This is a genomic window from Collinsella aerofaciens (assembly GCF_009876115.1).
Lineage (GTDB): Bacteria > Actinomycetota > Coriobacteriia > Coriobacteriales > Coriobacteriaceae > Collinsella > Collinsella aerofaciens_N.
The window spans coordinates 1-23314 of sequence record NZ_WWSY01000002.1 but is presented as its reverse complement, the minus strand read 5'-3'; the positions used below and the strand labels follow the sequence as shown (position 1 = coordinate 23314).

The window sequence follows — 23314 nt, the reverse complement described above, 5'->3', positions numbered from 1 at the left end:
CAAAGCGTGTATTGCTAGGCGAGCGTTGAGCTAGTTCGCCATGACGCCTTCGGTCCAAGCCTCAACGTCCTCGATGCGCAGGACGTTGGCGACCTCGGCTACGCAGTCGACGCTGGCAAGCTCGGCGGTGGCAGCCTGGACGTCCTTCTCGAGCGCGCGGTGCGTCAGGAAGATGACCGAGCAAGTATCGCTGGCGCCCGACTTGCCGTCCTCGACCTGGTTGATGAGCGAGATCGAGATGTTGTGCTTGGCAAAGATGTCGACCGTCTCGGACAGGGCACCCACGCGGTCGGCGACCTTCAGGCGCACATAGTACTTAGTCTGGAGCTCGTCCATGGGCTTAAAGGCGAGGTTGTGACCATAGGGCTCAATCTCGGGCAGCGGAGCCACGCCGCGGCTGATCTGCTCGGAGAGCGACAGGATATCGCCCACGACGGCGCTCGCGGTGGGGAAGGAGCCTGCGCCGGCACCGTAGAACATGGTCTCGCCCACGGCGTCGCCTACCACGTAGACGGCGTTCATGGCGCCGTTGACCTTGGCGAGCATATGGTCTGCCGGGATGAGCGTGGGATGCACGCGAACGTCGACGCCGGCGTTGGTGTTGCGGGCGATGCCCAGCAGCTTGATGGTGTAGCCGAGCTCGCGGGCCTGGGCGATATCCTCGGCACCGATGGTGCGGATGCCCTGCTGGTACACATCGTCGGTGGTAACGCGGGTGCCAAAGCCGATGGAGGCGAGGATGGCTGTCTTGCTGGCGGCATCGAAGCCGTCGACGTCGGCGGACGGGTCGGCCTCGGCATAGCCCTTTGCCTGTGCGTCGGCAAGTACGTCGGCGTAATCGGCGCCCTCGGCGTCCATGCGCGACAGGATGTAGTTGGTGGTGCCGTTGAGGATGCCGGCGATGGTCAGGATCTTGTTGCCTACCAGGTCGTGCTCAAGCGTGCTCACGATGGGGATGCCGCCGCCGCAGCTGGCCTCGCACTTAATCTGCACGCCGCACGCGCGCGCCTTCTCGGCAAGCGTCTCGACGTGACGGCCCAGCAGGGCCTTGTTGGCAGAGACGACGTGCTTGCCGTGCTCAAAGGCAGTGGTGAAGATCTCGGTTGCGGGATGCTCGCCGCCGATCAGCTCGACGACGATGTCGACGGCGGGGTCGGTTGCGACATCGTGCCAGTCACTCGTAAAGGCCTCGCGCTCAATGCCTGCTGCCTCGGCCTGCTCCCAAGCAAGCGCGCAGGCGCGGGTCAGCTTAAGGTCGATGCCGTAGGCTGCCAGGTACTCATCGTGGTGGCTCTTGATCAGACGGGCCACGCCGCCGCCGACGGTTCCCAGACCGATCAGACCGACGTTCACGGTGCGCATGGGTTCGCTCATAGATAGCTCCTTCGTGCATCTTATGGATGGATTAACCGCTTAAAGGTTGAGTGCATTCTAGCGTGAAGTGCGGGCGCGTGCTTGCCTGGCAGCGGGAGCAGCACAAAACGCCACCCCCGAAACGCTGCGGAAACATTGGAAACACGCTCGCTACAAACGGAACTCCGTAACAAACTGTCAACGTTTGCACCATAAGGTTTGCTTCACCGACCCCACCATGGGCACCAGCGCCGCGAAGTTCTTGGCCGAGAAGTATACGGACGCCAAGGTCGCCCTGTTCTACAACTCCGGCGATACGTACAGCTCGGGCGTTGCCGACGCCTTTGCCGAGCAGGCCAAGGCGTCCAAGCTTGATATCGTTGATACCGAGACCTTTAAGGACGATTCTTCCACGAGCTTTACCAACCAGCTCACCAAGGCCATGCGCAAGATCAAGATCGAGGGCCTGACGGGCGAGCTGACGTGGAACGATGAGGGCCAAGTCGAAAAGCCCGCTACGGCCTATGTGATTCAGGACGGCAAGTACATCGCCGCCTAAGTGCATATAACGAGACCGGTGGGGCCGTTTTATTCAGGGCGGGGACGCCTGTAACAGAACGGAAACATTACTTTCACACAATAAAGTGGCTAAACTGCATAAACCGACAGAAATACGCATGATTATGGATAAATGAACAAATCAAAAGAAAAGTTGAAATAATCGCCACTTTCCTTAACTAAAGCGTCTAGTATTTTGCGAACGCCGAACACGGCGAAGGATGGCCTGTCGGGTAACCGAAACCCGACGAGATTTGAGAGGAGAGCCGCATGTCGAGCCTCACCGGTAAGTCATTGAACCCTGTTATGAATCGCAGGAGCGTTATCGCGAGCGCAGCAGGTCTGGGGGCGATGTCCATTCTAGCTGGCTGCTCCTCCAACGGCGGCGACAGCGGTTCCGCGTCGGGCGACGCTTCGTTTAAGATCGGCACCATCGGCCCGCTGACCGGCGCCAACGCGTCCTACGGCAAGTCCGTTACACAGGCTGTCGAGCTTGGCTGCAAGGATTTCTCGACCAAGGAGCTGCCGCTTGTCAGCAAGGCCGAGGACGACCAGGCTGACGGCGAGAAGGCCGTCAACGCCTTCAACACCCTGCTCGACTGGGGCATGCAGGCCCTCGTCGGTCCGACCACCACGGGTGCGTCGGTTGCCGTTGCCGCAGAGTGCGGTAACGACCCCAAGACGTTCATGATCACCCCGTCCGCGTCCTCCGAGGACGTTACCAAGGGCAAGGATTGCGTCTTCCAGGTTTGCTTCACCGACCCCAACCAGGGTGTCAACGCTGCCAAGTTCCTGGCGCAGAAGTATGCGGACGAGAAGTTCGTGCTCTTCTATAACTCCGGCGACGCCTATTCTTCGGGCATCGCAGATTCCTTTAAGGCCCAGGCCGCTGAGTCTAAGCTCGAGATTGTTGACGAGGAGACCTTTAAGGACGACTCCGCCACGAGCTTTACCAACCAGCTGACCAAGGCCAAGCAGGCCGGCGCCACCATGATCTTCGCGCCGATCTACTACACGCCGGCGTCCGTCCTGCTCAAGAACGCCAAGGACATGGGCTACGATGTCAAGATGATGGGCTGCGATGGCATGGACGGCATCCTGGGCGTTGAGGGCTTCGACACCTCTCTTGCCGAGGGTCTGCTGCTCATGACCCCGTTCTCAGCCGACGACGAGAAGAACGCCGACTTCGTCAACGCTTACAAAGATAAGTACGGCGATACCCCCGACCAGTTTGCCGCCGACGCCTACGACGGCGTGCATGCGGTGGTCGAGGCTCTCAAGGAGGCCGGCCTGGGTGTCGACGCCGACCCCACCGAGGTTGCCGAGAAACTTCCCGAGGCTATGCGCAACATTACTGTTGACGGTCTGACTGGCAAGCTCTCCTGGAACGACAAGGGCCAGGTCCAGAAGGAGCCCACGGCGTACGTCATCACCGACGGCAAGTACGTACAGGCCTAATTGGCCGCCTTACATAGAGCGGTTTTGATCCCAAGCAGGGGAGGTTTTGGCCTTCCCTGCTTGCTTGGTATCTAGGGACGATGTAACGTCCCTGTTTCATACATCAACTGGAAACCTATTCGAAAGGGGGATGTGGAACATGACGGTCTTTATCCAATACCTGGTCAACGGCCTGTCCATGGGCAGCGTCTACGCCATCATCGCGTTGGGCTACACCATGGTCTACGGTATCGCCAAGATGCTGAACTTCGCTCACGGCGATGTCATCATGGTCGGTGCCTATGTCTCGTTCTGCGCCACGTCGTATCTCGGCCTCCCGGGCTGGGCATCTGTAGTTCTCTCTTGCGTGGCCTGCACGGTTCTCGGTGTTCTCATTGAGGGTCTGGCCTATAAGCCGCTGCGCCAAGCAGGCCCGCTGGCCGTTCTGATCACGGCTATCGGCGTGTCTTACTTCCTGCAGAACGCCGCGCAGCTTCTGTGGGGCGCCACGCCCAAGAACTTCACTTCGCTCGTCACCTTCCAGGTGCCGGAGTTCTTGGCCAAGTTCAACGTAAGCGCCGTCTCGCTCGTCACCATCGTCGCCTGCCTGGTTATCATGGCCGGCCTGATGTTCTTTACAGGAAAGACCAAGATGGGCAAAGCCATGCGCGCCGTGTCCGAGGACAAGGCCGCCGCTCAGCTCATGGGCATCAACGTCAACCGCACCATCTCGATGACGTTTGCCATCGGCTCTGCCCTTGCCGCCATCGCCGGCGTGCTGCTGTGCTCCTACTCGCCGGTGCTGCAACCCACGACGGGTGCCATGCCTGGCATCAAGGCCTTCGACGCCGCAGTCTTCGGTGGCATCGGCTCCATCCCCGGCGCTTTTGTCGGTGGCATTCTCATCGGTATCATCGAGGCGATGGCGCAGGCTTACATTTCCACGAGCCTTGCCAACTCCATCGTCTTTGGTGTTCTGATCATCGTCCTGCTCGTCAAGCCTGCCGGCCTCTTGGGCAAGTACGTCCCCGAGAAGGTGTAGGTGAGCGTTATGAAGTTTCTTAAAGACAAGCAGACGCGTCACGACTTTGTCACGTACGCCATGTGCCTTGTGGCGTTCGCCATCGTGTTCTTTATGCAGTCTAACCACATGATTCCGCGCATGATCGCCGGTCAGCTGGTTCCCATCACGGCCTACATTGTTATGGCCATCTCGCTCAACCTCGTAGTTGGTATCGCGGGCGACTTGTCGCTGGGCCACGCAGGCTTTATGAGCGTCGGCGCCTATACGGGCATCGTCACCGCCGTCGCGCTGGAGAGTGCAGTTCCGTCCGATCCGATACGTCTGATCATCAGCATTGTGGTCGGCGCTATCGCCGCTGCCATCTTGGGCTTCTTGATCGGTATCCCGGTCCTGCGCCTGAGCGGCGACTATCTGGCCATCGTGACCCTGGCCTTTGGCGAGATCATCAAAGAGATCGTCACCTGCCTTATCGTGGGCGTCGACTCCCGCGGCCTGCATGTGATCTTTAACATCACGGGTAACTCCACGATTGACGACCTGCACCTGCTCGAGGACGGCACCGCCATCATCAAGGGCGCCCAGGGCGCCTCGGGCGTGTCGACGTATTCGACCTTCCTCGCCGGTGCCATCCTGGTCATGGTCGCACTCGTGATCGTGCTCAACCTGGTTCGCAGCCGTACCGGCCGTGCCATCATGGCCGTGCGCGACAATAAGATCGCTGCTGAGTCCGTGGGCATCTCCGTCATCCAGTACCGCATGATCGCCTTCGTGGTTTCCGCTGCCCTCGCCGGTGCTGCCGGAGCCCTCTTCGGCGGTAACTTCTCGCAGCTCTCCGCCACCAAGTTCGACTTCAACACGTCCATCCTCATCCTGGTGTTCGTGGTCCTTGGCGGTCTGGGCAATATGCGCGGCTCCGTCATCGCTGCAGCGCTGCTTACCGTGCTGCCCGAGCTGCTCCGTCAGTTCTCGGACTACCGCATGCTCATCTACGCCATCGTGCTGATTCTGGTCATGATCTTTACCAATAACCCGCAGCTCAAGGCGTTCTTCGCACGCATTAAGGATCGCTTTGCTCCCAAGAAGGAGGTGGCAGCCGATGCCCAGTAAATTTGAGTTCAACAAGGGCAAGATGGTCCCGTATCCTTCTGGCGCCATCGTTCCCGACCGCGACCTGGGCGAGCGTCCGGCGCTCGAGTGCATCCACCTGGGCATTGAATTCGGCGGCCTTAAGGCAGTCGACGACTTTAGCCTAACCATCGGCAAGACTGAGATCGCTGGTCTGATCGGACCCAACGGTGCCGGTAAGACCACGGTCTTCAACCTGCTCACCAAGGTGTACCAGCCCACGCACGGCACCATCCTGCTCGACGGTGAGGACACCTCGGGCAAGTCGGTCTATCAGGTCAACCGCATGGGTATTGCCCGTACCTTCCAGAACATTCGCCTGTTCAACACCATGACGGTGGAGGACAACGTCAAGGTCGGTCTGCACAACCAGGAGCGCTACTCCGGTTTTGAGGGCGTGCTGCGTCTGCCGACGTATTGGAAGCACGAGAAGGCTGCTCACGAGCGCGCCATGGAGCTGCTGTCCATCTTTGATATGGAGCACCTGGCAAATGAGCAGGCCGGCTCGCTGCCTTACGGCGCTCAGCGTCGTCTGGAGATTGTTCGCGCTCTTGCCACCAACCCCAAGCTGCTGCTGCTCGACGAGCCTGCCGCCGGCATGAACCCGTCCGAGACCGCGGAGCTCATGGAGAACATCGTTAAGATTCGCGACACCTTTGGTATCGCCATCATGCTTATCGAGCATGATATGTCGCTCGTTATGAACATCTGCGAGGGCATCTGCGTGCTCAACTTTGGTAAGGTCATCGCCAAGGGCACGGCCGAGGAGATCCAGAACAACGACGCCGTTATCGAGGCATATCTGGGCAAGCAGGATAAGGGGGAGAACTAAATGGCAGAGCCGATGCTTTCCGTCTACAACATCAACGTCTGGTACGGCGCCATCCACGCCATCAAGGACATCTCCTTTAACGTTAACGAGGGCGAGATCGTGGCTCTGATCGGCGCGAACGGCGCTGGCAAGTCCACAACGCTCAAGACCGTCTCGGGCCTGCTGCGCTCCAAGACCGGCTCCATCAAGTTTATGGGCGAGGACATTACCCATACGCCCGCTGATAAGCTGGTTGGTAAGGGACTGGCTCAGGTTCCCGAGGGACGTCGCGCCTTTTTGCAGATGACGGTTGAGGAGAACTTGGAGATGGGCGCCTATACGCAGCCCAAGTCCACGGTGGCTCCGGGCCTTGAGCGCGTCTACGAGCAGTTCCCGCGCCTGAAGGAGCGCCGTCGCCAGGTCGCCGGCACCCTTTCGGGCGGCGAGCAGCAGATGCTCGTTATGGGCCGCGCCCTTATGAGTAACCCCAAGCTGCTCATGCTCGACGAGCCTTCCATGGGCCTGGCGCCGATTCTGATTGAGCAGATCTTCCAGATTGTCGAGGATCTGCATAAGGCCGGCACCACGGTGCTTCTGGTCGAGCAAAACGCACAGATGGCTCTTTCCATCGCCACACGCGGCTACGTGCTCGAGACCGGCAAGATTACCATGACCGGCACCGGCCAAGAGCTCCTGCACGACGATAACGTCCGCAAAGCCTACCTCGGAGGCTAAGAGGTTCCGCCGTTCTACCGAACGGCGGACCGGCCGACGCTGCGCGGGCGCCCTGATCGACGTGCCGAAGCTCCTCACCCTCGGGGCTATGCCGCGGTACGAGGCCAGGTGGTCATGGTCCGGGAACCTCGCGATGTCGAATGACACCGCGAGGTTCGCTGCCGTCCTCGGCGGCCTCGGCCCCCGAGTGGGCGATCCCCACGCGCTAACGCCTGCAAACAAGGGGATTGCCAAGACGCCGCCGGGCACCTCCGTCATAGACGTGGAAGTGCGGCCGCGCTGAAGCACTGCGCGGTGTCTGCTCGCTTATGTGCGCATCACGAAGGAAGACCAGATCGGTGAGCGGGATTGGCCCGAAGTCGAGAGATTCCCATCAGCCTCTCGTCGGTCGATGACCGGTTCACCACGCAGGAAGAGCGTGACGGAAGGTCTCGCAAAAAGGCTCCGAGCGCGGCGTGCTCATGCCCGTCGTGGTGCGCCCGAAGGGGGGGGACGGCTGCTACGAGCTCGATCATTTGCGAGGAGAAGACGAACCAGTCGTTGCAGATCCAATATGGATCTCGCCGACCTCGGCAAGCTGCTCGATGAGTGGAAGCCCTGTCGGGCCGTCTATTTCAACACCACCCAGAATGATGGTGTCATCGCGCAGGTCGATCTGCGTGTTGAGCACAGCGAGGTTAAAGCCGGAGGCCACAAATCCGATAGCAGCCAGGACGAGCCCCGTGGCAACAAGCCCACCCGCTACGGCAAGGTAAATCCTTTTTACGCTGGACATGTTTGCACTCCTTCCTATGCCGTGAGCGGCGCCGCTTCGGCGCCCATGCGGCTCTTATTGCCTCGATCTTTCCAGAAGGGCGAAACGGCTTTCTTCGCCCAAAGGGCAGAGAGGCGCGCGATCTGCTTGGACGCCGTCCAGGCGCCGGCTCCCGTGAGGAGCGCCACACCGATGGAAGCGAATCCCATTCCCATCGAGGCCAAAACGTACGGAACATGCCCGATAATGATGCCGTCCACGGCGAACAGGAGCCCTACCAGGCCCGCGCCCCCGAATGCCGCGGCCACGATCCACACGCAGAGCGCAAGAACCCAAATACAGATGTAGACTGCAGCGGCAACGGCGACGAACGCGAGCAGCAGCGGAATCCATACCGGAGAGCCCACGATGGCGAGCGCCCATAGAAGTGCCGTGCTCTTGCGCTTGGTCCTCGCGATCGCGCGCGGCACGGCGGGCAGTTCGTCGAGCGTTGCCTCGGCGACCTCACCGGGCGTGCCCATGGCGGCCACAGCCTCGGCCTCCGTCATGCCGTCCTCCATACGGTCGGCGATGGCCTCCGCGTAGAACTCCTGCGTTTCCTTTACCTGATCTGCCGGCAGGCAGGCCAGAAGCTCGCCCAGCCGGTTCAAGAACTCATCGCGCGTCATGGTGCGCCCCCTCCACGTAACGGTAGATCTCCTGCACGGATGGCCATTCGGCGAGGAACTCGGCGATACGCTCGCGCCCGGCGTCCGTGATGCGGTAGTACCTCCGCAGCCGCCCGTTGTGCTCGGCGGAGCGCACGGTGATGCAGCCCGCCTTCTCCAGGCGCTTGAGCAACGGATAGAGCGTGGATTCCGTGAGCCCCATACTCGCGGGCACGTCCTTCACGATCTGATAGCCGTAGGATTCCTCGCCCGAGACGGCCGCGAGCACGCAGGCCTCGAGGAAGCCGCGCTTCATCTGTGCCTCCATCCGCACACCTCCTTTCGTAGTATACTGTGTAACACCTACTATATGACACATAGTATATGATGTCAACAGTTGTCGTATAGGGAGTCCGGTCTGTCTGTCCCCTGCGGGTACTCATTGGGGACGTACTTAAATGAGTACCCATCGCTCAAGGTGGCACCTGGGGACGTTCCTTATGTGCCGGCACTTTGGGACACTCCTTGTCAAGGTTTTGTTCCATCGTGCGGGTTGCTATTTAACGTGCGACAATGCCGTGTGGAAATCGAAATGTCTCCTGGGGGCTATCTATGCTGTACGAGTTTTGTGCCGAGAACTTTGAGCGTGTGCCGGCGGCTATCGATGCCGGTGCTAAGCGCATCGAGTTGTGCGACAACCTTGCCGTCGGTGGTACCACGCCCTCGGCCGGCGTTATCAGCACTACGGTCAGCTATGCTCACGAGCATGACGCGCGAGTGATGTGCATGATTCGCCCGCGTGGCGGTGACTTTCACTACAACCAGGACGAGCTGCGCATGATGGAGATGGACTTGGGTCTTGCCGTGAGCGCCGGCGTTGACGGCCTGGTCTTTGGCTGCTGCAAGCCCTGTGCCGGCGGCTGGGCGCTCGACGAGCTCACCCTCGGCGCCCTCGTGATGGCTACGGGCTGCGCGACCGAGGAGTGCAAGCGCGGGGCCATCGATATCACCTTCCACATGGCCTTTGACCAGCTCTCGCCCGAGGCTCAGCTGGACGCCATTGACACACTCGCCGACTGCGGCATCACGCGCATCCTGACGCATGGTGGTGCTGCCGGAACGCCGATCGAGGACAACCTGGAGCACCTGTCGCGTCTTGTCGAGTATGCGGGCGACCGCCTGACCATCCTTCCCGGCGGCGGCATTTCTACGGCCAACCGCGATACCGTGGCGGCGGCATTGAGCGTCTCCGAGCTCCATGGCACCAAGATCGTGCCGCTGGAGGCGTAACCCGTGGCGCTGGTATTTGACGTTCAGCAGGCGAACGGTAAGCCCGACGACAACCGGCGCCCTGGCACCGCGTGTCCCTTTTGCGATACCGAGGAACTTGCCGATATCATCCGGCGCGATGGTGACTGCATCTGGCTCGAGAATAAGTTCAAGACCCTGCGCGCCACCCGTCAAACCGTGCTGATCGAGTCGGCCGATCACGATGCCGACCTGGTGATCTATGAGCCGGATGAACTCCACCATGTGATGCGGTTTGCCCTGGGTTGCTGGCAGCAGATGATCGATTCACAGCAGTATCGCAGCGTTCTCATGTACAAGAACAAGGGTCCGCTCTCGGGCGGTAGTCTCGTTCATCCGCACATGCAGATTGTGGGTTTGGAGCAGGAAGACGGCTACACTTCGCTGACTTCTGCCAATTTCGAAGGCATCAATGTCTGGCAACAGGGGAGAATCTCGGTCAATATCTCAACCGAACCGATCATGGGGTTCTTTGAGATCAACGTTTCAGCCCCGCAGGGAATCGCCGCCAGCGATGACGCACGAGACCAAGCCGAGGCGGATCTCTTTGCCGATGCGATCCAGGTAGCTCTGCGCTATATCCTAAACGAGCACCACGGTGGTCGCGCAGAGTCGTACAACTTGTTCTTCTATCACCTGGGCGGTCGGACCATTGCCAAGGCGCTGCCGCGTTGGGTGGTTTCGCCCTACTTTGTCGGCTATCGTTTGGCCCAAGTCAATGCCGAGACGACGCTCGATATCGATGCTGAGCGTCTGCGTGCGCATCTGGAAACGCTCGTATAGCAAGACTAACACCCGCGTAATGCGGACAGCCTAGCGCGCCATGGCGTCGCGGCCGGCTTCGACCCGCTTGCGCTGTTTGGTGCGCTCCTCGCAGGTTAGGCACTCAAAGAGATGCCCGATAATCGAGGCCAGCACCTGCTGAAACAGCGTGCCGCACATGACGGGAAACACGACCTCGCCCGGAAAGTACTGCGTGGCGATGACGGCACCCGAAGAGATGTTGCGCATGCCGCAGGTAAAGCACATGGTAGTCGTCTCGCTATATGGCAGATGCAGCGCACGTGCGACCAGAAAACCGACGACAAAGCCGCTGATGGCGAAGACCAAAATAAAGAGGGCGACTTCCAGGCGCACCGCGTTTATGTGCAGCACGTACTCGCTCATAGCGGTGGAGTTGGACGCGATGACGCCCATCATCATGAACTTGCAGGCGGGCGAGAGCACGGGAGAGAGTTTCTCGTGGCCCCAGCCGCGCGTGAGTTCATTGATGGCAATACCGAGCACAGCGGGGATGGCGATCATAAAGGCCATGTTCTGCATCATGCTCGGCACGTCGATCGAGACGGTGGCGCCCAGCAGGAGCTTGAGCGTAAGCGGAATCGTCACAGGTGAGATGACCGAGGACGTCAGGATGATGGTGAGCGCGAGCGGGCCGTTGCCGCCGAACATGCTGATCCACATAAAAGCGGTGACGGCCACGGGCACGCTGTATTCGAGCACAATGCCGCAGACAAGGTTGGGGTTGGAGCCAAAGAAGAGTGACCCCATGGCATAAGCCGCGATGGGAATAAGCACCGCCGAGACGAGCAGCGCCAAGACTAGGTGCAACGGACGGCGGAACACCTCGGCCACCTGGTGAAAGGTGTTGCTGAGCGCACCTTGGAACGTCATAAAGGCAAACAGGGCGGGAACGATGGGCTTGAGCACGCCGATCTGCTGGGGAAAGAGCACGCCGAGCGTCACGCAAATCGGAACGATGACCTGCATGTGCCCCGCGAGAAACTTGCCCAGTCCAACCCATTGCTTCATATGCTCTTGTGACTCCCTTTGCTCGTGAATCCGTTTTGAATGGATATGCTAGACGCTCGCATGCGTCCGTGCGTCAGAAACGCTCGATTATTTCGAGGCTATTACCGGCATCGTTTACCGAAACCGCGGCGTGCTGCGGCGATTTGCGTCCGCGCTGCACGGTATAATAAATCCGTTCAACAGATCTGCCTGCCGAAGCGGGCATACACAGAGGACTCATCGCTATGAACCGTGAGAGGTATCGCGGCGACCTGCCCCTATCGGGGGTGGGCGCCTATGTCATCGCTTAAGACGACGCATCGCTGGGCGGTCGCTCAGCAGAACCCCGAGCTCGAAAAGGAGCTTTCGGCTGGCCTGGGCATACCCGGGCTGGTGGCGCGCATTATGGTTGCGCACGGCATTACATCCATCGAGGAAGGCCAGCTGTTTTTGACGCCTTCGCTCGATCGCGACTGGGCCGACCCACTCATTATCCCGGGCATGTCGGTCGTTGCCGACCGCGTCGAGCGTGCTATTCGCAACCACGAGCGCATCGCGGTCTTTGGCGATTTTGACGTTGACGGTATTACGTCGACCTGCCTGTTGACCGAGGCACTGTGCACGTTTGGTGCCGATGTCACACCGTTTATTCCGCATCGCTTTGACGAGGGCTACGGTCTTTCGCGCGCGGCGCTCGACCGCGTTAACGAGCTCGCTCGCCCCCAGCTGATCGTGACCGTCGATAACGGTATTGCCGCCAAGGAAGAGGTCTCCTATCTGGAGAGCCTGGGGATCGATTTGGTGGTCACGGACCATCACGAGCCCTCCGATCAGGTGCCGCAGGGCGTGCCCCTGACCGACCCTAAGCTCGAGGACGAGGGTCCTTCGCGTGAGCTTGCCGGTGCCGGCGTGGCACTCAAGCTGGTGCAGGTTTTGGGCGAGCGTCTGGGCAAGCCGTCGTATTGGCGTTCGCTGATCGAGGTCGCGGCGCTGGGCACCGTGTCCGACATGATGCCGCTGACGCCCGAGAACCGCGCGCTGGTCGCCGAGGGCATCCAGCAGATGCGCGTGACCGCCCGCCCCGGCTATATCGCGCTGGCCGCGCTCGCCAAGGCCGACCTCTCTAGCATTACGGCCGATGGCTTGTCGTTTTCGCTCATTCCCCGCTTGAACGCTGCCGGCCGCATGGCCGATCCCAAGCTGGCGCTCGACCTGCTGCTTGCCCGCGATCCTATCGAGGCAAGCGCGCTGGCGGCCGAGCTCGAGGAGATTAACCGTCAACGCCGCGAGATCGAGGCGGAGCTCACACGAGACGCTATGGCAAAGGTCGAGGAGACCTATGATGGCGGTCGCGCAATCGTCGTGGGTGGCGAGGGCTGGCACGAGGGCGTCAAGGGTATCGTGGCGAGCCGTCTGACCAACCGTTATCACGTGCCGGCGCTGCTCTTCTCGATCGAAGACGGTATCGCTCGCGGTTCGGGTCGCTCGGTGGGCAAGGTCAACCTGTTCGACGCCGTAGAACGCTGCTCCGATCTGCTGATTCGTCGCGGCGGGCATGCGGGCGCGGTGGGCGTGACCATCGAGGCGTCCAAGCTCGACGAGTTCCGTCGTCGTCTTTCCGCCGTGCTGTCCGAACTTCCCGCCGAGGACTTTGAGGACACCGACGAGGTTGCCGCCACGGTCGACCTCTCCGAGCTGAATATTGAGACCATCGAGCAGATCTCCCGTCTTGAGCCGTTTGGCCAGGGCAACAAGGTGCCGCTGTTGGCGGCCGAGGGCGTGACAATGTGCGATCGCGCCGTGGTGGGCAAAACCGGCGAGCACATGCGCTTTGTGGCGACCGATGGCGCCGCGAGCGTGCCGGCCATTATGTTTCGCGTGCCGCAGATCGATAAGCTCATCAATTGCGATAGCGCTGTCGATTTGGTGTTCGAGGCGGTGGCCGAACATTGGCAAGGTCGCGTAAAGCCCAAGCTCATGATCAAGGATGTCTTGGTCCGTGATACCACGGCGCCCATCGTTGACGACCCGGCATGTGAGCTTCGCCGCGGCGTGGAGCCTGCGGACGCCGGTCTTCGTCTGGAGTCCCGCAAGCGCCAAACGCTCGCCCAGCTTTCCTATACCGAGCTCACGCGCTCGCTTATCCATAGCTTTATCGGCTCGAACCAGCCGCACCGCGCGCAGGTCGAGGCGCTCGATGCCCTGGCCGATCACCAAAGTGTTCTGGCCGTTATGGGAACGGGGCGCGGCAAGTCTCTTATCTTCCATGTGCACGCCGCGCGCGAGGCGGTCCTTCGTGGGCGTGCGAGCATCTTTGTCTACCCGCTGCGTGCGCTCGTTGCCGACCAGGCCTATCATCTTTCATCGACGATGGCTGCGCTCGGCATTGGCGTCGGCGTGCTGACCGGCGAGACCGTGGAAGCAGCGCGCGATGACGTGTTTGCCGGCCTGGCTTCGGGCCGCATCGGCATCGTGCTCACGACGCCCGAGTTCCTGTCTATTCACCGCGACCGCTTTGCGCGCTCGGGGCGTATCGGATTTGTCGTTATTGACGAGGCACATCATGCCGGTCTTGCCAAGGGCGGCGACCGCAGCGCCTATCTCGACATGCCCGATATCCTCAAGGCCCTGGGCGATCTGGTCGTTTTGGCCACGACTGCCACCGCAACGGCTCCGGTCGTGGCGGAGCTTGCCCGCGTGTTGCCGATTACCCGTACGGTGGTCGACGAGACCGTGCGCGAGAACTTGCAGCTCGAGGACGACCGCGATCTTGCGAGCCGCGAAAACCGCCTGGTGTCCATCGTTGCGACGGGGGAGAAGACCGTCATCTACGTCAACTCGCGCGACCAGTCCGTGGCGCTTGCTAAGACGCTGCGCAAGCGGGTACCCGATTGCGCGACCCGCATCGCGTTCTATAACGCGGGGCTTGCGCGCTCCGATCGTCGCCGTGTCGAGGAAGCGTTTCGTGACGGAAGCCTCAGTTGCATCGTTTCGACTTCTGCCTTTGGTGAGGGCGTGAACCTGCCCGATATCCGCCATGTCGTGCTCTATCACATGCCGTTTGGCGCCATCGAGTTCAACCAGATGAGCGGACGCGCCGGTCGCGACGGCCAACCCGCCGTGATCCATCTGCTCTATTCGTCGCGCGACGCCCGCATTAACGAGCGCCTACTCGACTGCTATGCGCCCGAGCGTGACGAACTCGTCACGCTCTATCGAGCGCTGCAGACTATGTGGCGCTCCAACCGCGGCAAGACCGGGGACGATTCCTTTAGCGCGAGCGATATCGACATCGCGCAGATGTGCCTTGCCATCGATGCTCGCACGCCGGTTGACGAGCGCTCGGTGGAAAGCGGCCTGGGAATCTTCGAAGAGCTTGGTTTCTGTCGCGTTTCGGGGTTTGACGACACCCGTCGCATCGCGATGGCCGAAAACCCCGGCCGTGTGCAATTGAGCAGGTCAATTCGCTATTTGGAGGGCTTGCGCTCGCGCATGGAGTTCTCGGCTTTCCGGAGTTGGGCGCTCGATTCGTGCGCTTCTGATATGCTAGCCAAAGTTAACCGCCCGATCGTACCGCGGGCCTAGGGGAAGGGGACCTCGATGGATGCCGCAGCCCGTACCGCCCATGATTCCACCCTCCAGCCGTTTTCGGAGATGGAGCACTATAAGCATGCCGATGAGCTGCCGCCCGAGATTATGGCGGACAGCTACGACAAACTGGAGCGCCTGTGCCTCAAATATATGAATGAGGACGACTTCTCTAAGGTGGAGCAGGCCTACTGCTTTGCCGCCGAGAAGCACTGCAACCAAAAGCGCCGCTCGGGTGAGATGTACATCAACCATCCCGTCGAGGTTGCCATCATTTTGGCCGACCTCAAGATGGACTGCGATGTGGTGTGCGCCGCGCTGCTGCACGATACCGTCGAGGATACCGAGACCTCGCTTGCCGATGTTTCCGGCCTGTTTGGCGATACGGTAGCCGAGCTCGTCGATGGCGTGACCAAGCTCACCAACATCGAAGTCGATAGCATGGACGAGAAGCAGGCGCTTACGCTGCGCAAGATGTTCCTCGCCATGTCCAAGGACATCCGCGTTATCATCGTCAAACTTGCCGACCGCCTGCATAACATGCGTACGCTGGCGGCCCTTCGCGAGGACCGTCGCCTGTTTAAGGCCCGCGAGACCATGGACGTGTATGCTCCCCTGGCCGACCGCCTGGGCATGAGCTCTATTAAGTGGGAGCTCGAGGACCTGTCCTTCTTCTACCTGGAGCCCGATGCCTACCAGCGCATCGCGCGCATGGTGGCGGAGTCGCGCGAGGTCCGTGAGCGCTATCTGGCCGAGACCATCAAGACGCTCACCGACGAGCTCAACCGCATTGGCCTGGAAGACTTCCAGATTAATGGCCGTTCCAAGCACTATTGGTCCATCTACCAAAAGATGAAGCGCAAGGGCAAGGAGTTCTCCGAGATCTACGACCTGGTGGCACTGCGCGTCATCACCCATTCGGTGCGCGATTGCTACTCCACGCTCGGCGCGGTGCATACGCTGTGGCACCCCATGCCCGGTCGCTTTAAAGACTATATCGCCATGCCCAAGGTCAATAACTACCAGTCGCTCCACACGACGGTTATCGGCCCCACGGCTCGTCCGCTCGAGATTCAGATTCGAACCTACGAGATGCATGAGCAGGCCGAGTACGGCATTGCCGCCCACTGGCTGTATAAGAAATCGGGCGGATCGTCTGCGTCTAAGACCAATGATGCCCAGCGTCTGGACGACCAGATTAACTGGCTCAAACATTCGCTTGATTGGGCTGCGTCTGACGAGATCACCGATGCCAAGGAATACCTGCACTCGCTGAAGGTCGACTTGTTTGACCAGGAGATTTTTGTCTTTACGCCCAAGGGCGAGGTCATGGCGCTTCGTGCCGGCTCCACGCCGCTCGACTTTGCCTACGCCGTTCACACCGAGGTCGGCAACCACTGCGTCGGCGCTAAGATCAACGGTGCGGTGGCCCCGCTCACGCACGAGATCAAGACGGGCGACCGTGTCGAGATTCTGACCAACAAGAGTTCCAAGCCGTCTCGTGATTGGCTCAAGATCGTTAAGACACCTTCCGCCAAGTCAAAGATCCGCCGCTATTTTGCCGCCGCGACCAAGGACGACGACGCTGCTGCCGGCCGCGATATACTGGCCAAGGACTTGCGCAAGCGCGGGTATGGCATCTCTACGCCGCGATCCACGCGCGCGCTCAACGCCGTGGCGGAGCAACTGAACTTCAAGCAGCTCGAGGACCTGTTTGCCGCCGTGGGCGCCGGCAAGGTTGCCCCGCGCGCTGTGGGTAACAAGGTCGAGCAAATCTTGGACCCCAAGCCCGAGGAACAGCTCACCAAGGCCGAGGCTATCGCCGAGGTCGTCAAGCAGCCTGCCCGCGGCTCCAACCGCAAGCCGCAAAAGCGCGGCAAGAGCGCCAGCAACGGCATTATCGTCAAGGGCGAGAGCAACAGCGGTCTGCTGGTCCGTTTGGCGCATTGCTGCAACCCCGTGACGGGCGACGACATTGTCGGCTTCATCACGCGCGGTCGCGGCGTCTCGGTGCATCGCGCCAACTGCCCCAACGTCAAGGGTCTTATGGAACATCCCGAGCGCATGATCGAAGTGGAGTGGGACGGCGCTGCCGACACCCTCTTTCAGGTCGAGATCGTGGTCGAGTGCCTGGACCGCATGGGCCTGCTCAAGGATGTCACCATCGCCATTGGCGATGCGGGCGGCAATATCCTTTCTGCCGCCACGTCGACCAACCGCGAGGGTATTGCAACCCTGCGCTTTATGGTCGAGATTTCGGACGCGAGTGGTTTGGATCCGCTGCTGGCCTCTATCAGCAGCGTTGACTCGGTCTACGACGCGCGCCGCCTGATGCCCGGCGAGGGTGGAGCCCAGCTTAAGCGCCGCGTTTAGTCGCGACGAACGTGCCACATTATCGATATTCGCTACACTCGAGGCATCGTTTGATGCCTCGAGTTCTATAGAGAGGAGAGGGGCATGAGCGCTGTGTCCTTGGATTTAACTCCCAAGGGATCGGTCGAGATCGAGACGCTCGTAAACGGTCCCATTCAGACCAATAGCTATGCTGTTATTTCGGACAATGAGTGCATGATTATCGACCCCGCATGGGAAGGCGAGCGCTTGGTGGAGCATATTCGAGCCGAGCATCCCGGCGTACGCGTGCTTGGCGCCGTATGCACTCATGGCCATGCTGATCATGTTGGCGGTGTTGCCGGCGTGCGAACCACCGTTGGCGAGAGCTGCCGGTATGAGCTGTGCGCTAAGGATGTGGCGGTGCCGCATGCGAACATCGAGGAACAGCGAGCTATGTGGGGCATTGAGACGCCCGACCCCGGGGAGCCGACGCGCCTGCTCGCCGAGGGCGATGCTATCGAGGTGGGCGATATCTGTCTGCAGGTGATCGAGACGCCAGGGCATACGCCGGGCGGGATCGTCTTGTTTGCTGCCACCGAGCAGGGGAACATTGCTTTTGTGGGCGACACCCTGTTTCCGGGTGGGCACGGCCGCACCGATCTTTCTGGAGGAGACGAGACGGCGATTCTGCGCTCGCTCTCCAAGCTCGCCCGGCTTCTTCCGCCCGATACCGTTTGCCTAACCGGCCATGGCGATTCGACCACCATGGCACGCGAGCTCATGCAGAACCCTTTCATGCAGATGTAGCTTAATAGTCGGCTTCTGAAGCACGAGAAGCGTCCAAACGTCAAGCTATTTTTCCCCAACGGGTCGATTCCGTAGGGCAAACGGTCAAAAAAAGTCTGTTTGGACGATATTCGTGAACAAACGAACGTTTATGCTCGGGTGCGCCGTGGTAAAATCTCAGGCGTTATCGGAGCAACCTTACAGGAGGTTTCTTTTATGCTCGTCAACGCAGCAGACATGCTCAAGAAGGCTGAGGCCGGCAAGTACGGTCTCGGTGCCTTCAACACCAACAACCTCGAGTGGACCCTGGCTATTCTCCAGGCCGCCGAGGAGGCCAAGTCTCCGCTGATCCTTCAGTGCACCGCTGGTGCCGCTAAGTGGATGGGCGGTTTCAAGGTCTGCGCCGACATGGTCAAGGCTGCCGTCGAGGCCACGGGCGTTACCGTTCCCGTCGCCCTTCACCTCGATCACGGTTCTTACGAGGACTGCTTCAAGTGCATCGAGGCCGGCTTCACGTCCATCATGTATGACGGCTCTCACGAGGAGACCTTCCAGCTTAACCTCGACCGCACCAAGGAGCTCGTTGAGCTTGCCCACTCCAAGGGCATGTCCATCGAGGCCGAGGTCGGCGGCATCGGCGGCACCGAGGACGGCGTGACCTCCAGCGGCGAGCTCGCTGATCCTGCTGAGTGCAAGCAGATCGCTGACCTGGGCGTCGACTTCCTCGCCTGCGGCATCGGCAACATCCACGGCGTGTACCCCGCCGACTGGGCTGGCCTTTCCTTCGAGCGCCTGGGCGAGATCAAGGCTCAGACCGGTGACCTGCCCCTCGTTCTGCACGGTGGTACCGGCATCCCCGAGGATCAGATCAAGAAGGCCATTTCCCTGGGCATCTCCAAGATCAACGTCAACACCGACCTGCAGCTCGTCTTCGCCAAGGGCGTCCGCGAGTACATCGAGGCTGGCAAGGATCAGCAGGGCAAGGGCTTTGACCCCCGCAAGCTCCTCAAGCCTGGTCGCGACAACATCGTTGCCCGCACCAAGGAGCTCATGGAGGAGTTTGGCTCCGTCAACAAGGCGTAAGCGTCGCTAAACTTCCCGCCGGAAGCCCCGTCCCCCTACACTGTTTCCTTTGCGCTCACCTGGCTTCGCCAGAAGTCGCGCCAAGGAAACAGTTCCGGGGGACGGGGCTTCCTTCGTTTAACGCCGCAGGGTTACGAGGCTGAATTAAAATGGCTTCTGGCTTCGCCAGAAGTCGCGCGACGGAATCAGCTCCGGGGAAACGGGGCCTCCTTTGTTAACTCGCTACAGGGTTACTGGGCTGAAGTCATTTTTTTTGACTACCGTTCGGCGGCGTTGATGGCTCCCTTGTTGGGGCTTTCTTTTTATCTCGCTACAATGTGCTTCAAGAGTTCTAATGACTTGGAGTTTGGTATGGCTGTTATTGATGTGCTGCCTTCGGATGGGAAGGTTATTGACGAGGGCCCTGTTGGCTGCTCTGTTGATGTTTGCTGTGATGATTTTCGTCATCTCGATATTGGACTGCCGCCTGAGATTCTTCGTCTTAAGGATGCCGGGTATTTGACGCAGGCTGTTGCTGCCTGCGATCGCCTTTTGGAGCAGAACCCTGAGCCTTCGCTGGCTGCTTGTGTTCGTGCCGAGCGGTATCGCATGCTCGAGACGCCGCTTCATTTTTCGGTGTCGCGTGATCGGGCCATTGCGATGATTCGCGAGGAGTGGCCTGAGTTTACCGAAGATCAGTTTGATGACCTGATTAATCGCAAGCGTATAGACTGGCGCTTTATCGATGACGAGCTGTTTGTTCTCGATAACTTTCTCGATTCGCTTCGCGTGTACCCCAAGGAGGTTCCGGGCCTGCGTCCCGACTCTACGGACGGCATAGCGCTGCGTAACCAGATGCTCAGGGAGATGGAGTCGCAAAACGGGCTGACTCGCGTCATCACGCTTAAGGCATCCGTGTCTGTCCCCGGGGCTCTGGAGGGAGAGACCGTTCGCGCGTGGCTACCCGTTGCCGCCGCCTGTCGTCAACAGTCTCATATCGAGATTCTCGATATGACGTCGGAGGGTACCGTTGCCTCTGAAAACGTTTCGGCTCGTACTGCCTCTTGGACATCTTCGACTGAACATTCATTCTCGGTGACCTATCGCTATCGCATCGATGCCGCCTATTGCGATATCTATGGTGGTGCGCTCCCATCGCATGCGTGCATGGACACGCCGCTGCCAGAGGACACTTCCGAGGACCGTCCGCACATTGTGTTTACGCCGTACCTGCGACAGTTGACGAAGCGTGTTATTGACGGGCTCGATGATCCGCTCGATCGCGCTCGTGCTATCTATGATTACCTGACACAGCATATCGACTATCGCTATCAGCCACCGTACCTGCTTTTGGGATCTATTGCCGACGACTGTGCGCATTCGCTCCGCGGCGATTGCGGCGTTATGGCGCTCACGTTTATCACCATGTGCCGCATCGCGGGCGTGCCTGCCCGTTGGCAGAGCGGCCTGTATGTTGCGCCCGACTCGGTGGGACCGCACGACTGGGCCGAGTTCTTCACGCCCCAGACCGGTTGGCTTAACGCCGACGTATCGTTTGGTTCCTCGGCACGCAGGATGGGGGAGGAGTGGCGTCGTCGTCACTACTTTGGCAATCTCGACCCGTGGCGTATGGTGGCCAACAACCGATTCCAGGCTGATTTTGTGCCTGCTTTCGATGGTATGCGCGAGGATCCCTATGACAACCAGATGGGCGAGGCCTCGGTTGACGGACGTGGAAGTCGTAAGCGGGAGATGTTGCGCAAGGTCGAACTCATCGAAATGCTTGAAGTTCCATTTTCGGACTAATAAACAGAAAGCTGTGATAAACTAACTCACGCATTACGTGCCCGAGTGGCGGAATTGGCAGACGCAGTGGACTCAAAATCCACCGTTGGCAACAACGTGCGAGTTCGAGTCTCGCCTCGGGCACCATACATGCAAGTGAGCGTTCAAGGGGGTCAAGGCCCCCTTTTTCGTGCCGAACTCGCGTGAGCGCGCGGAGCGTTAAGCAAACAGGCCTGTGGCCTGTTTGTAGCGGAGCGTGGCGAGGGCGCCGTGCGCCCGAAGCCCGGGGCTTCGCGAAGCGAAGGCCCTTCGAGTCTCGCCTCGGGCACCATACATGCACCTGCGCTTCAAGGAGGTCAAAGCCCCCTTTTTCGTGTACGTAATGTGATAACGCGCGGTACGTGTTATTATTCGCAAGGCGTTGTTCCCGCAATGCCCTAAAGAGGAACCCGAGGGTTCCCACCTTTTGGCGCCAATGAGCAGCTGACTGGTCATACAACTTAGATTCCCTTCCTCATATTGAGGATGTCTATGTGTACGACCTGGTTGCAAAGAAGCGCCGGGTTATTTTTTTATGAATGGAGGTAGGGAAAATAGCTAAGTCTGATGACACCCGCATCAACGACGAGATTACTGCATCTTCGTGCCGTTTGATTGGCGTCGATGGCTCTCAGCTCGGCCTGTTCGCCATCCGCGATGCCCAGCGCGTCGCTGACGATCAGGGTCTCGACCTGGTCGAGATCGCTCCCAACGCGGAGCCGCCGGTCTGCAAGGTCATGGACTACGGTAAGTTCAAGTACCAGCAGGCCATGAAGGCCAAGGCCGCTCGTAAGAACCAGTCCAAGGTCGAGGTCAAGGAAATGAAGTTCCGACCCAAGATTGACGTTGGCGATTACGAGACCAAGAAGGGCCACGTTCTGCGTTTCCTCAAGAAGGGCGCACGCGTTAAGATCACCATCATGTTCCGTGGCCGTGAGATGGCTCACCCGGAGCAGGGTCTTAACGTTCTCGAGCGTCTCGCCGAGGATCTCAAGCCTTACGCTACGGTCGAGTCCAAGCCTAAGATGGAAGGCCGTAACATGCTTATGCTGCTCGCCCCGATTAAGGGCGCCTTCGATGAGGATAAAGCGGCAAGCGATACCAAGTAACTAGTGTTCTGTAACCGATTAAGGAGTATTTCATGCCTAAGATGAAGTCCCACAGCGGCACCAAGAAGCGTTTCCGCAAGACTGGTACCGGCAAGCTTATGCGCGCCAAGGCTTTCAAGAGCCACATCCTGAGCAAGAAGTCCACCAAGCGTAAGCGTGGCTTCCGTCAGGAGACCGAGATCGCCGCTGCCGACCGCAAGGTCATCAAGTCGCGTCTCGCCTAAGTTCGCGTTCCCGTTTTTCGTTTTACCGTCTAGGAGTTGATAGAACATGGCACGTATTAAGCGCGCTGTTGCCGCCAAGAAGAAGCGCCGTACCGTTATGCACCGTGCGAAGGGTTACTACGGTGCCGCTTCGCGTACTTACAAGCATGCTAAAGAGCAGGTCCAGCACTCCCTGCAGTATCAGTATCGTGATCGCCGCAACAAGAAGCGCGAGATCCGCTCTCTCTGGATCACCCGTATCAACGCTGCTGCTCGCCTGAACGACATCTCTTACTCTCAGTTCATGCACGGTCTGAAGGTTGCTGGCATCGAGCTCGACCGTAAGGTCCTGGCTCAGATGGCTTACGAGGACATCGAGTCCTTCAACGAGCTGGCTGCTATTGCCAAGAAGGCTCTCGAGGCCTAATAGATTCTGTTGAATCTCTAGGGGAGTGTCGCGGTGTGCGCGGCGCTCCCTCTTTTTTATCGAAAGCGCTGGTTTACATAGCTAAAAGCGCGGGTAGATAAACACTTACAGGTGACCGATCTTTATATGTCTCTTAACCGAAGGGTCATCATCTGATACGTGCGGTCTTGCTGCACTCGACTTTCTACTCCCTATATAGAAAGCCATAGATTGTGTAGGACTTGTGAAGAGTGGAATTGACGTCCCACATGGCTTCGTAGTCTGGCAATATATCTCCTTGCCGCGCGGCCCGGTCGGACCGGATCAGCCGCAAAGCGTGCACCTTGAGAACCGGATACTGCGAGGATGGACACTTACTTCAGTGTCGCATCCGGGCAGACATCGAACCATTTGAAATGGTCTAACTTGGATTTGTTTTTCGCAAGGCCGCCGAGAGGC

The 23314-nt window shown here is 59.7% G+C and carries 21 protein-coding genes and 1 tRNA gene; 17 read left to right on the top strand and 5 right to left on the bottom strand.

Going from position 1 to position 23314, the window contains the following annotated elements:
- Positions 1-30 precede the first annotated feature (30 nt).
- Entirely contained in the window at positions 31-1374 is a 1344-nt protein-coding gene (locus GT571_RS02015) for a homoserine dehydrogenase (protein ID WP_161155124.1), read from the bottom strand.
- Between the two features lie 184 nt (positions 1375-1558).
- Between GT571_RS02015 and GT571_RS02010 the strand changes: the two genes are divergently transcribed.
- The 6 genes from GT571_RS02010 (at position 1559) to GT571_RS01985 (ending at position 7043) form a co-directional block, all read left to right on the top strand.
- Complete coding sequence (locus GT571_RS02010; RefSeq protein WP_226790394.1) at positions 1559-1912, top strand: type 1 periplasmic-binding domain-containing protein; 354 nt, start codon at positions 1559-1561, stop codon at positions 1910-1912.
- A gap of 269 nt (positions 1913-2181) precedes the next feature.
- Complete coding sequence (locus GT571_RS02005) at positions 2182-3369, top strand: ABC transporter substrate-binding protein (RefSeq protein ID WP_161155122.1); 1188 nt, start codon at positions 2182-2184, stop codon at positions 3367-3369.
- Between the two features lie 139 nt (positions 3370-3508).
- On the top strand, positions 3509-4390 hold the full coding sequence (locus GT571_RS02000) for a branched-chain amino acid ABC transporter permease (protein ID WP_022095035.1): 882 nt from the start codon (positions 3509-3511) through the stop codon (positions 4388-4390).
- 9 nt (positions 4391-4399) lie between these two features.
- A complete protein-coding gene (locus tag GT571_RS01995; protein WP_161155302.1) occupies positions 4400-5479 on the top strand; it encodes a branched-chain amino acid ABC transporter permease in 1080 nt (359 codons plus the stop codon).
- Entirely contained in the window at positions 5469-6329 is an 861-nt protein-coding gene (locus tag GT571_RS01990; RefSeq protein WP_055287178.1) for an ABC transporter ATP-binding protein, read from the top strand. Before GT571_RS01995 ends, GT571_RS01990 begins: the two co-directional genes overlap by 11 nt.
- Positions 6330-7043: an ABC transporter ATP-binding protein gene (locus GT571_RS01985; RefSeq protein ID WP_006234438.1), complete on the top strand. Its 714-nt coding sequence runs from the start codon at positions 6330-6332 to the stop codon at positions 7041-7043. It begins immediately after the preceding gene.
- 511 nt (positions 7044-7554) lie between these two features.
- Here GT571_RS01985 and GT571_RS01980 read toward each other — a convergent pair.
- The 3 genes from GT571_RS01980 to GT571_RS01970 are packed head-to-tail and all read right to left on the bottom strand — an operon-like array spanning position 7555 to position 8772.
- Positions 7555-7818: a hypothetical protein gene (locus GT571_RS01980; RefSeq protein ID WP_161155120.1), complete on the bottom strand. Its 264-nt coding sequence runs from the start codon at positions 7816-7818 to the stop codon at positions 7555-7557.
- A gap of 14 nt (positions 7819-7832) precedes the next feature.
- Positions 7833-8465 carry a DUF1700 domain-containing protein gene (locus tag GT571_RS01975; RefSeq protein ID WP_117655177.1) on the bottom strand — a complete coding sequence of 211 codons (633 nt, stop codon included), beginning with the start codon at positions 8463-8465 and terminating at the stop codon, positions 7833-7835.
- The gene (locus GT571_RS01970; protein ID WP_192934611.1) at positions 8452-8772 is read right to left on the bottom strand and encodes a PadR family transcriptional regulator; all 321 of its coding nucleotides are present in this window, start codon (positions 8770-8772) and stop codon (positions 8452-8454) included. Before GT571_RS01970 ends, GT571_RS01975 begins: the two co-directional genes overlap by 14 nt.
- A gap of 284 nt (positions 8773-9056) precedes the next feature.
- Between GT571_RS01970 and GT571_RS01965 the strand changes: the two genes are divergently transcribed.
- A complete protein-coding gene (locus GT571_RS01965) occupies positions 9057-9734 on the top strand; it encodes a copper homeostasis protein CutC (RefSeq protein WP_089573303.1) in 678 nt (225 codons plus the stop codon).
- A 3-nt stretch (positions 9735-9737) separates the two neighbouring features.
- The gene (locus GT571_RS01960; RefSeq protein ID WP_089573302.1) at positions 9738-10535 is read left to right on the top strand and encodes a DUF4931 domain-containing protein; all 798 of its coding nucleotides are present in this window, start codon (positions 9738-9740) and stop codon (positions 10533-10535) included.
- A gap of 30 nt (positions 10536-10565) precedes the next feature.
- Here the strand turns inward: GT571_RS01960 and GT571_RS01955 are convergent, their stop codons facing one another.
- The gene (locus tag GT571_RS01955) at positions 10566-11564 is read right to left on the bottom strand and encodes a bile acid:sodium symporter family protein (RefSeq protein ID WP_161155118.1); all 999 of its coding nucleotides are present in this window, start codon (positions 11562-11564) and stop codon (positions 10566-10568) included.
- A gap of 276 nt (positions 11565-11840) precedes the next feature.
- On the opposite strand from GT571_RS01955, the gene recJ reads away from it, so the two are divergent.
- The 9 genes from recJ to rplT all read left to right on the top strand — a co-directional run bounded on the left by recJ (position 11841) and on the right by rplT (position 22876).
- Positions 11841-15128 (top strand): single-stranded-DNA-specific exonuclease RecJ, encoded by a 3288-nt coding sequence (gene recJ / locus GT571_RS01950; RefSeq protein WP_161155116.1) that lies wholly within the window; start codon positions 11841-11843, stop codon positions 15126-15128.
- Between the two features lie 15 nt (positions 15129-15143).
- Positions 15144-17504 carry a RelA/SpoT family protein gene (locus GT571_RS01945; RefSeq protein WP_161155114.1) on the top strand — a complete coding sequence of 787 codons (2361 nt, stop codon included), beginning with the start codon at positions 15144-15146 and terminating at the stop codon, positions 17502-17504.
- A gap of 84 nt (positions 17505-17588) precedes the next feature.
- Complete coding sequence (locus tag GT571_RS01940) at positions 17589-18272, top strand: MBL fold metallo-hydrolase (protein WP_161155112.1); 684 nt, start codon at positions 17589-17591, stop codon at positions 18270-18272.
- Between the two features lie 195 nt (positions 18273-18467).
- Positions 18468-19334, top strand: a complete 867-nt coding sequence (gene fba, locus GT571_RS01935) for a class II fructose-1,6-bisphosphate aldolase (protein WP_035137086.1) — start codon at positions 18468-18470, stop codon at positions 19332-19334.
- Positions 19335-19685: 351 nt separating this feature from the next.
- Positions 19686-21119, top strand: coding sequence for a transglutaminase-like domain-containing protein (locus GT571_RS01930; RefSeq protein ID WP_161155110.1), 1434 nt, complete (start codon positions 19686-19688; stop codon positions 21117-21119).
- 39 nt (positions 21120-21158) lie between these two features.
- Positions 21159-21245 (top strand) — tRNA-Leu (locus GT571_RS01925).
- A 431-nt stretch (positions 21246-21676) separates the two neighbouring features.
- Positions 21677-22246 carry a translation initiation factor IF-3 gene (infC, locus tag GT571_RS01920; RefSeq protein ID WP_006234423.1) on the top strand — a complete coding sequence of 190 codons (570 nt, stop codon included), beginning with the start codon at positions 21677-21679 and terminating at the stop codon, positions 22244-22246.
- Positions 22247-22278: 32 nt separating this feature from the next.
- Positions 22279-22470 carry a 50S ribosomal protein L35 gene (rpmI, locus tag GT571_RS01915; protein WP_006234422.1) on the top strand — a complete coding sequence of 64 codons (192 nt, stop codon included), beginning with the start codon at positions 22279-22281 and terminating at the stop codon, positions 22468-22470.
- Between the two features lie 46 nt (positions 22471-22516).
- Positions 22517-22876 (top strand): 50S ribosomal protein L20, encoded by a 360-nt coding sequence (gene rplT, locus GT571_RS01910; protein ID WP_022094123.1) that lies wholly within the window; start codon positions 22517-22519, stop codon positions 22874-22876.
- Positions 22877-23314 lie beyond the last annotated feature (438 nt).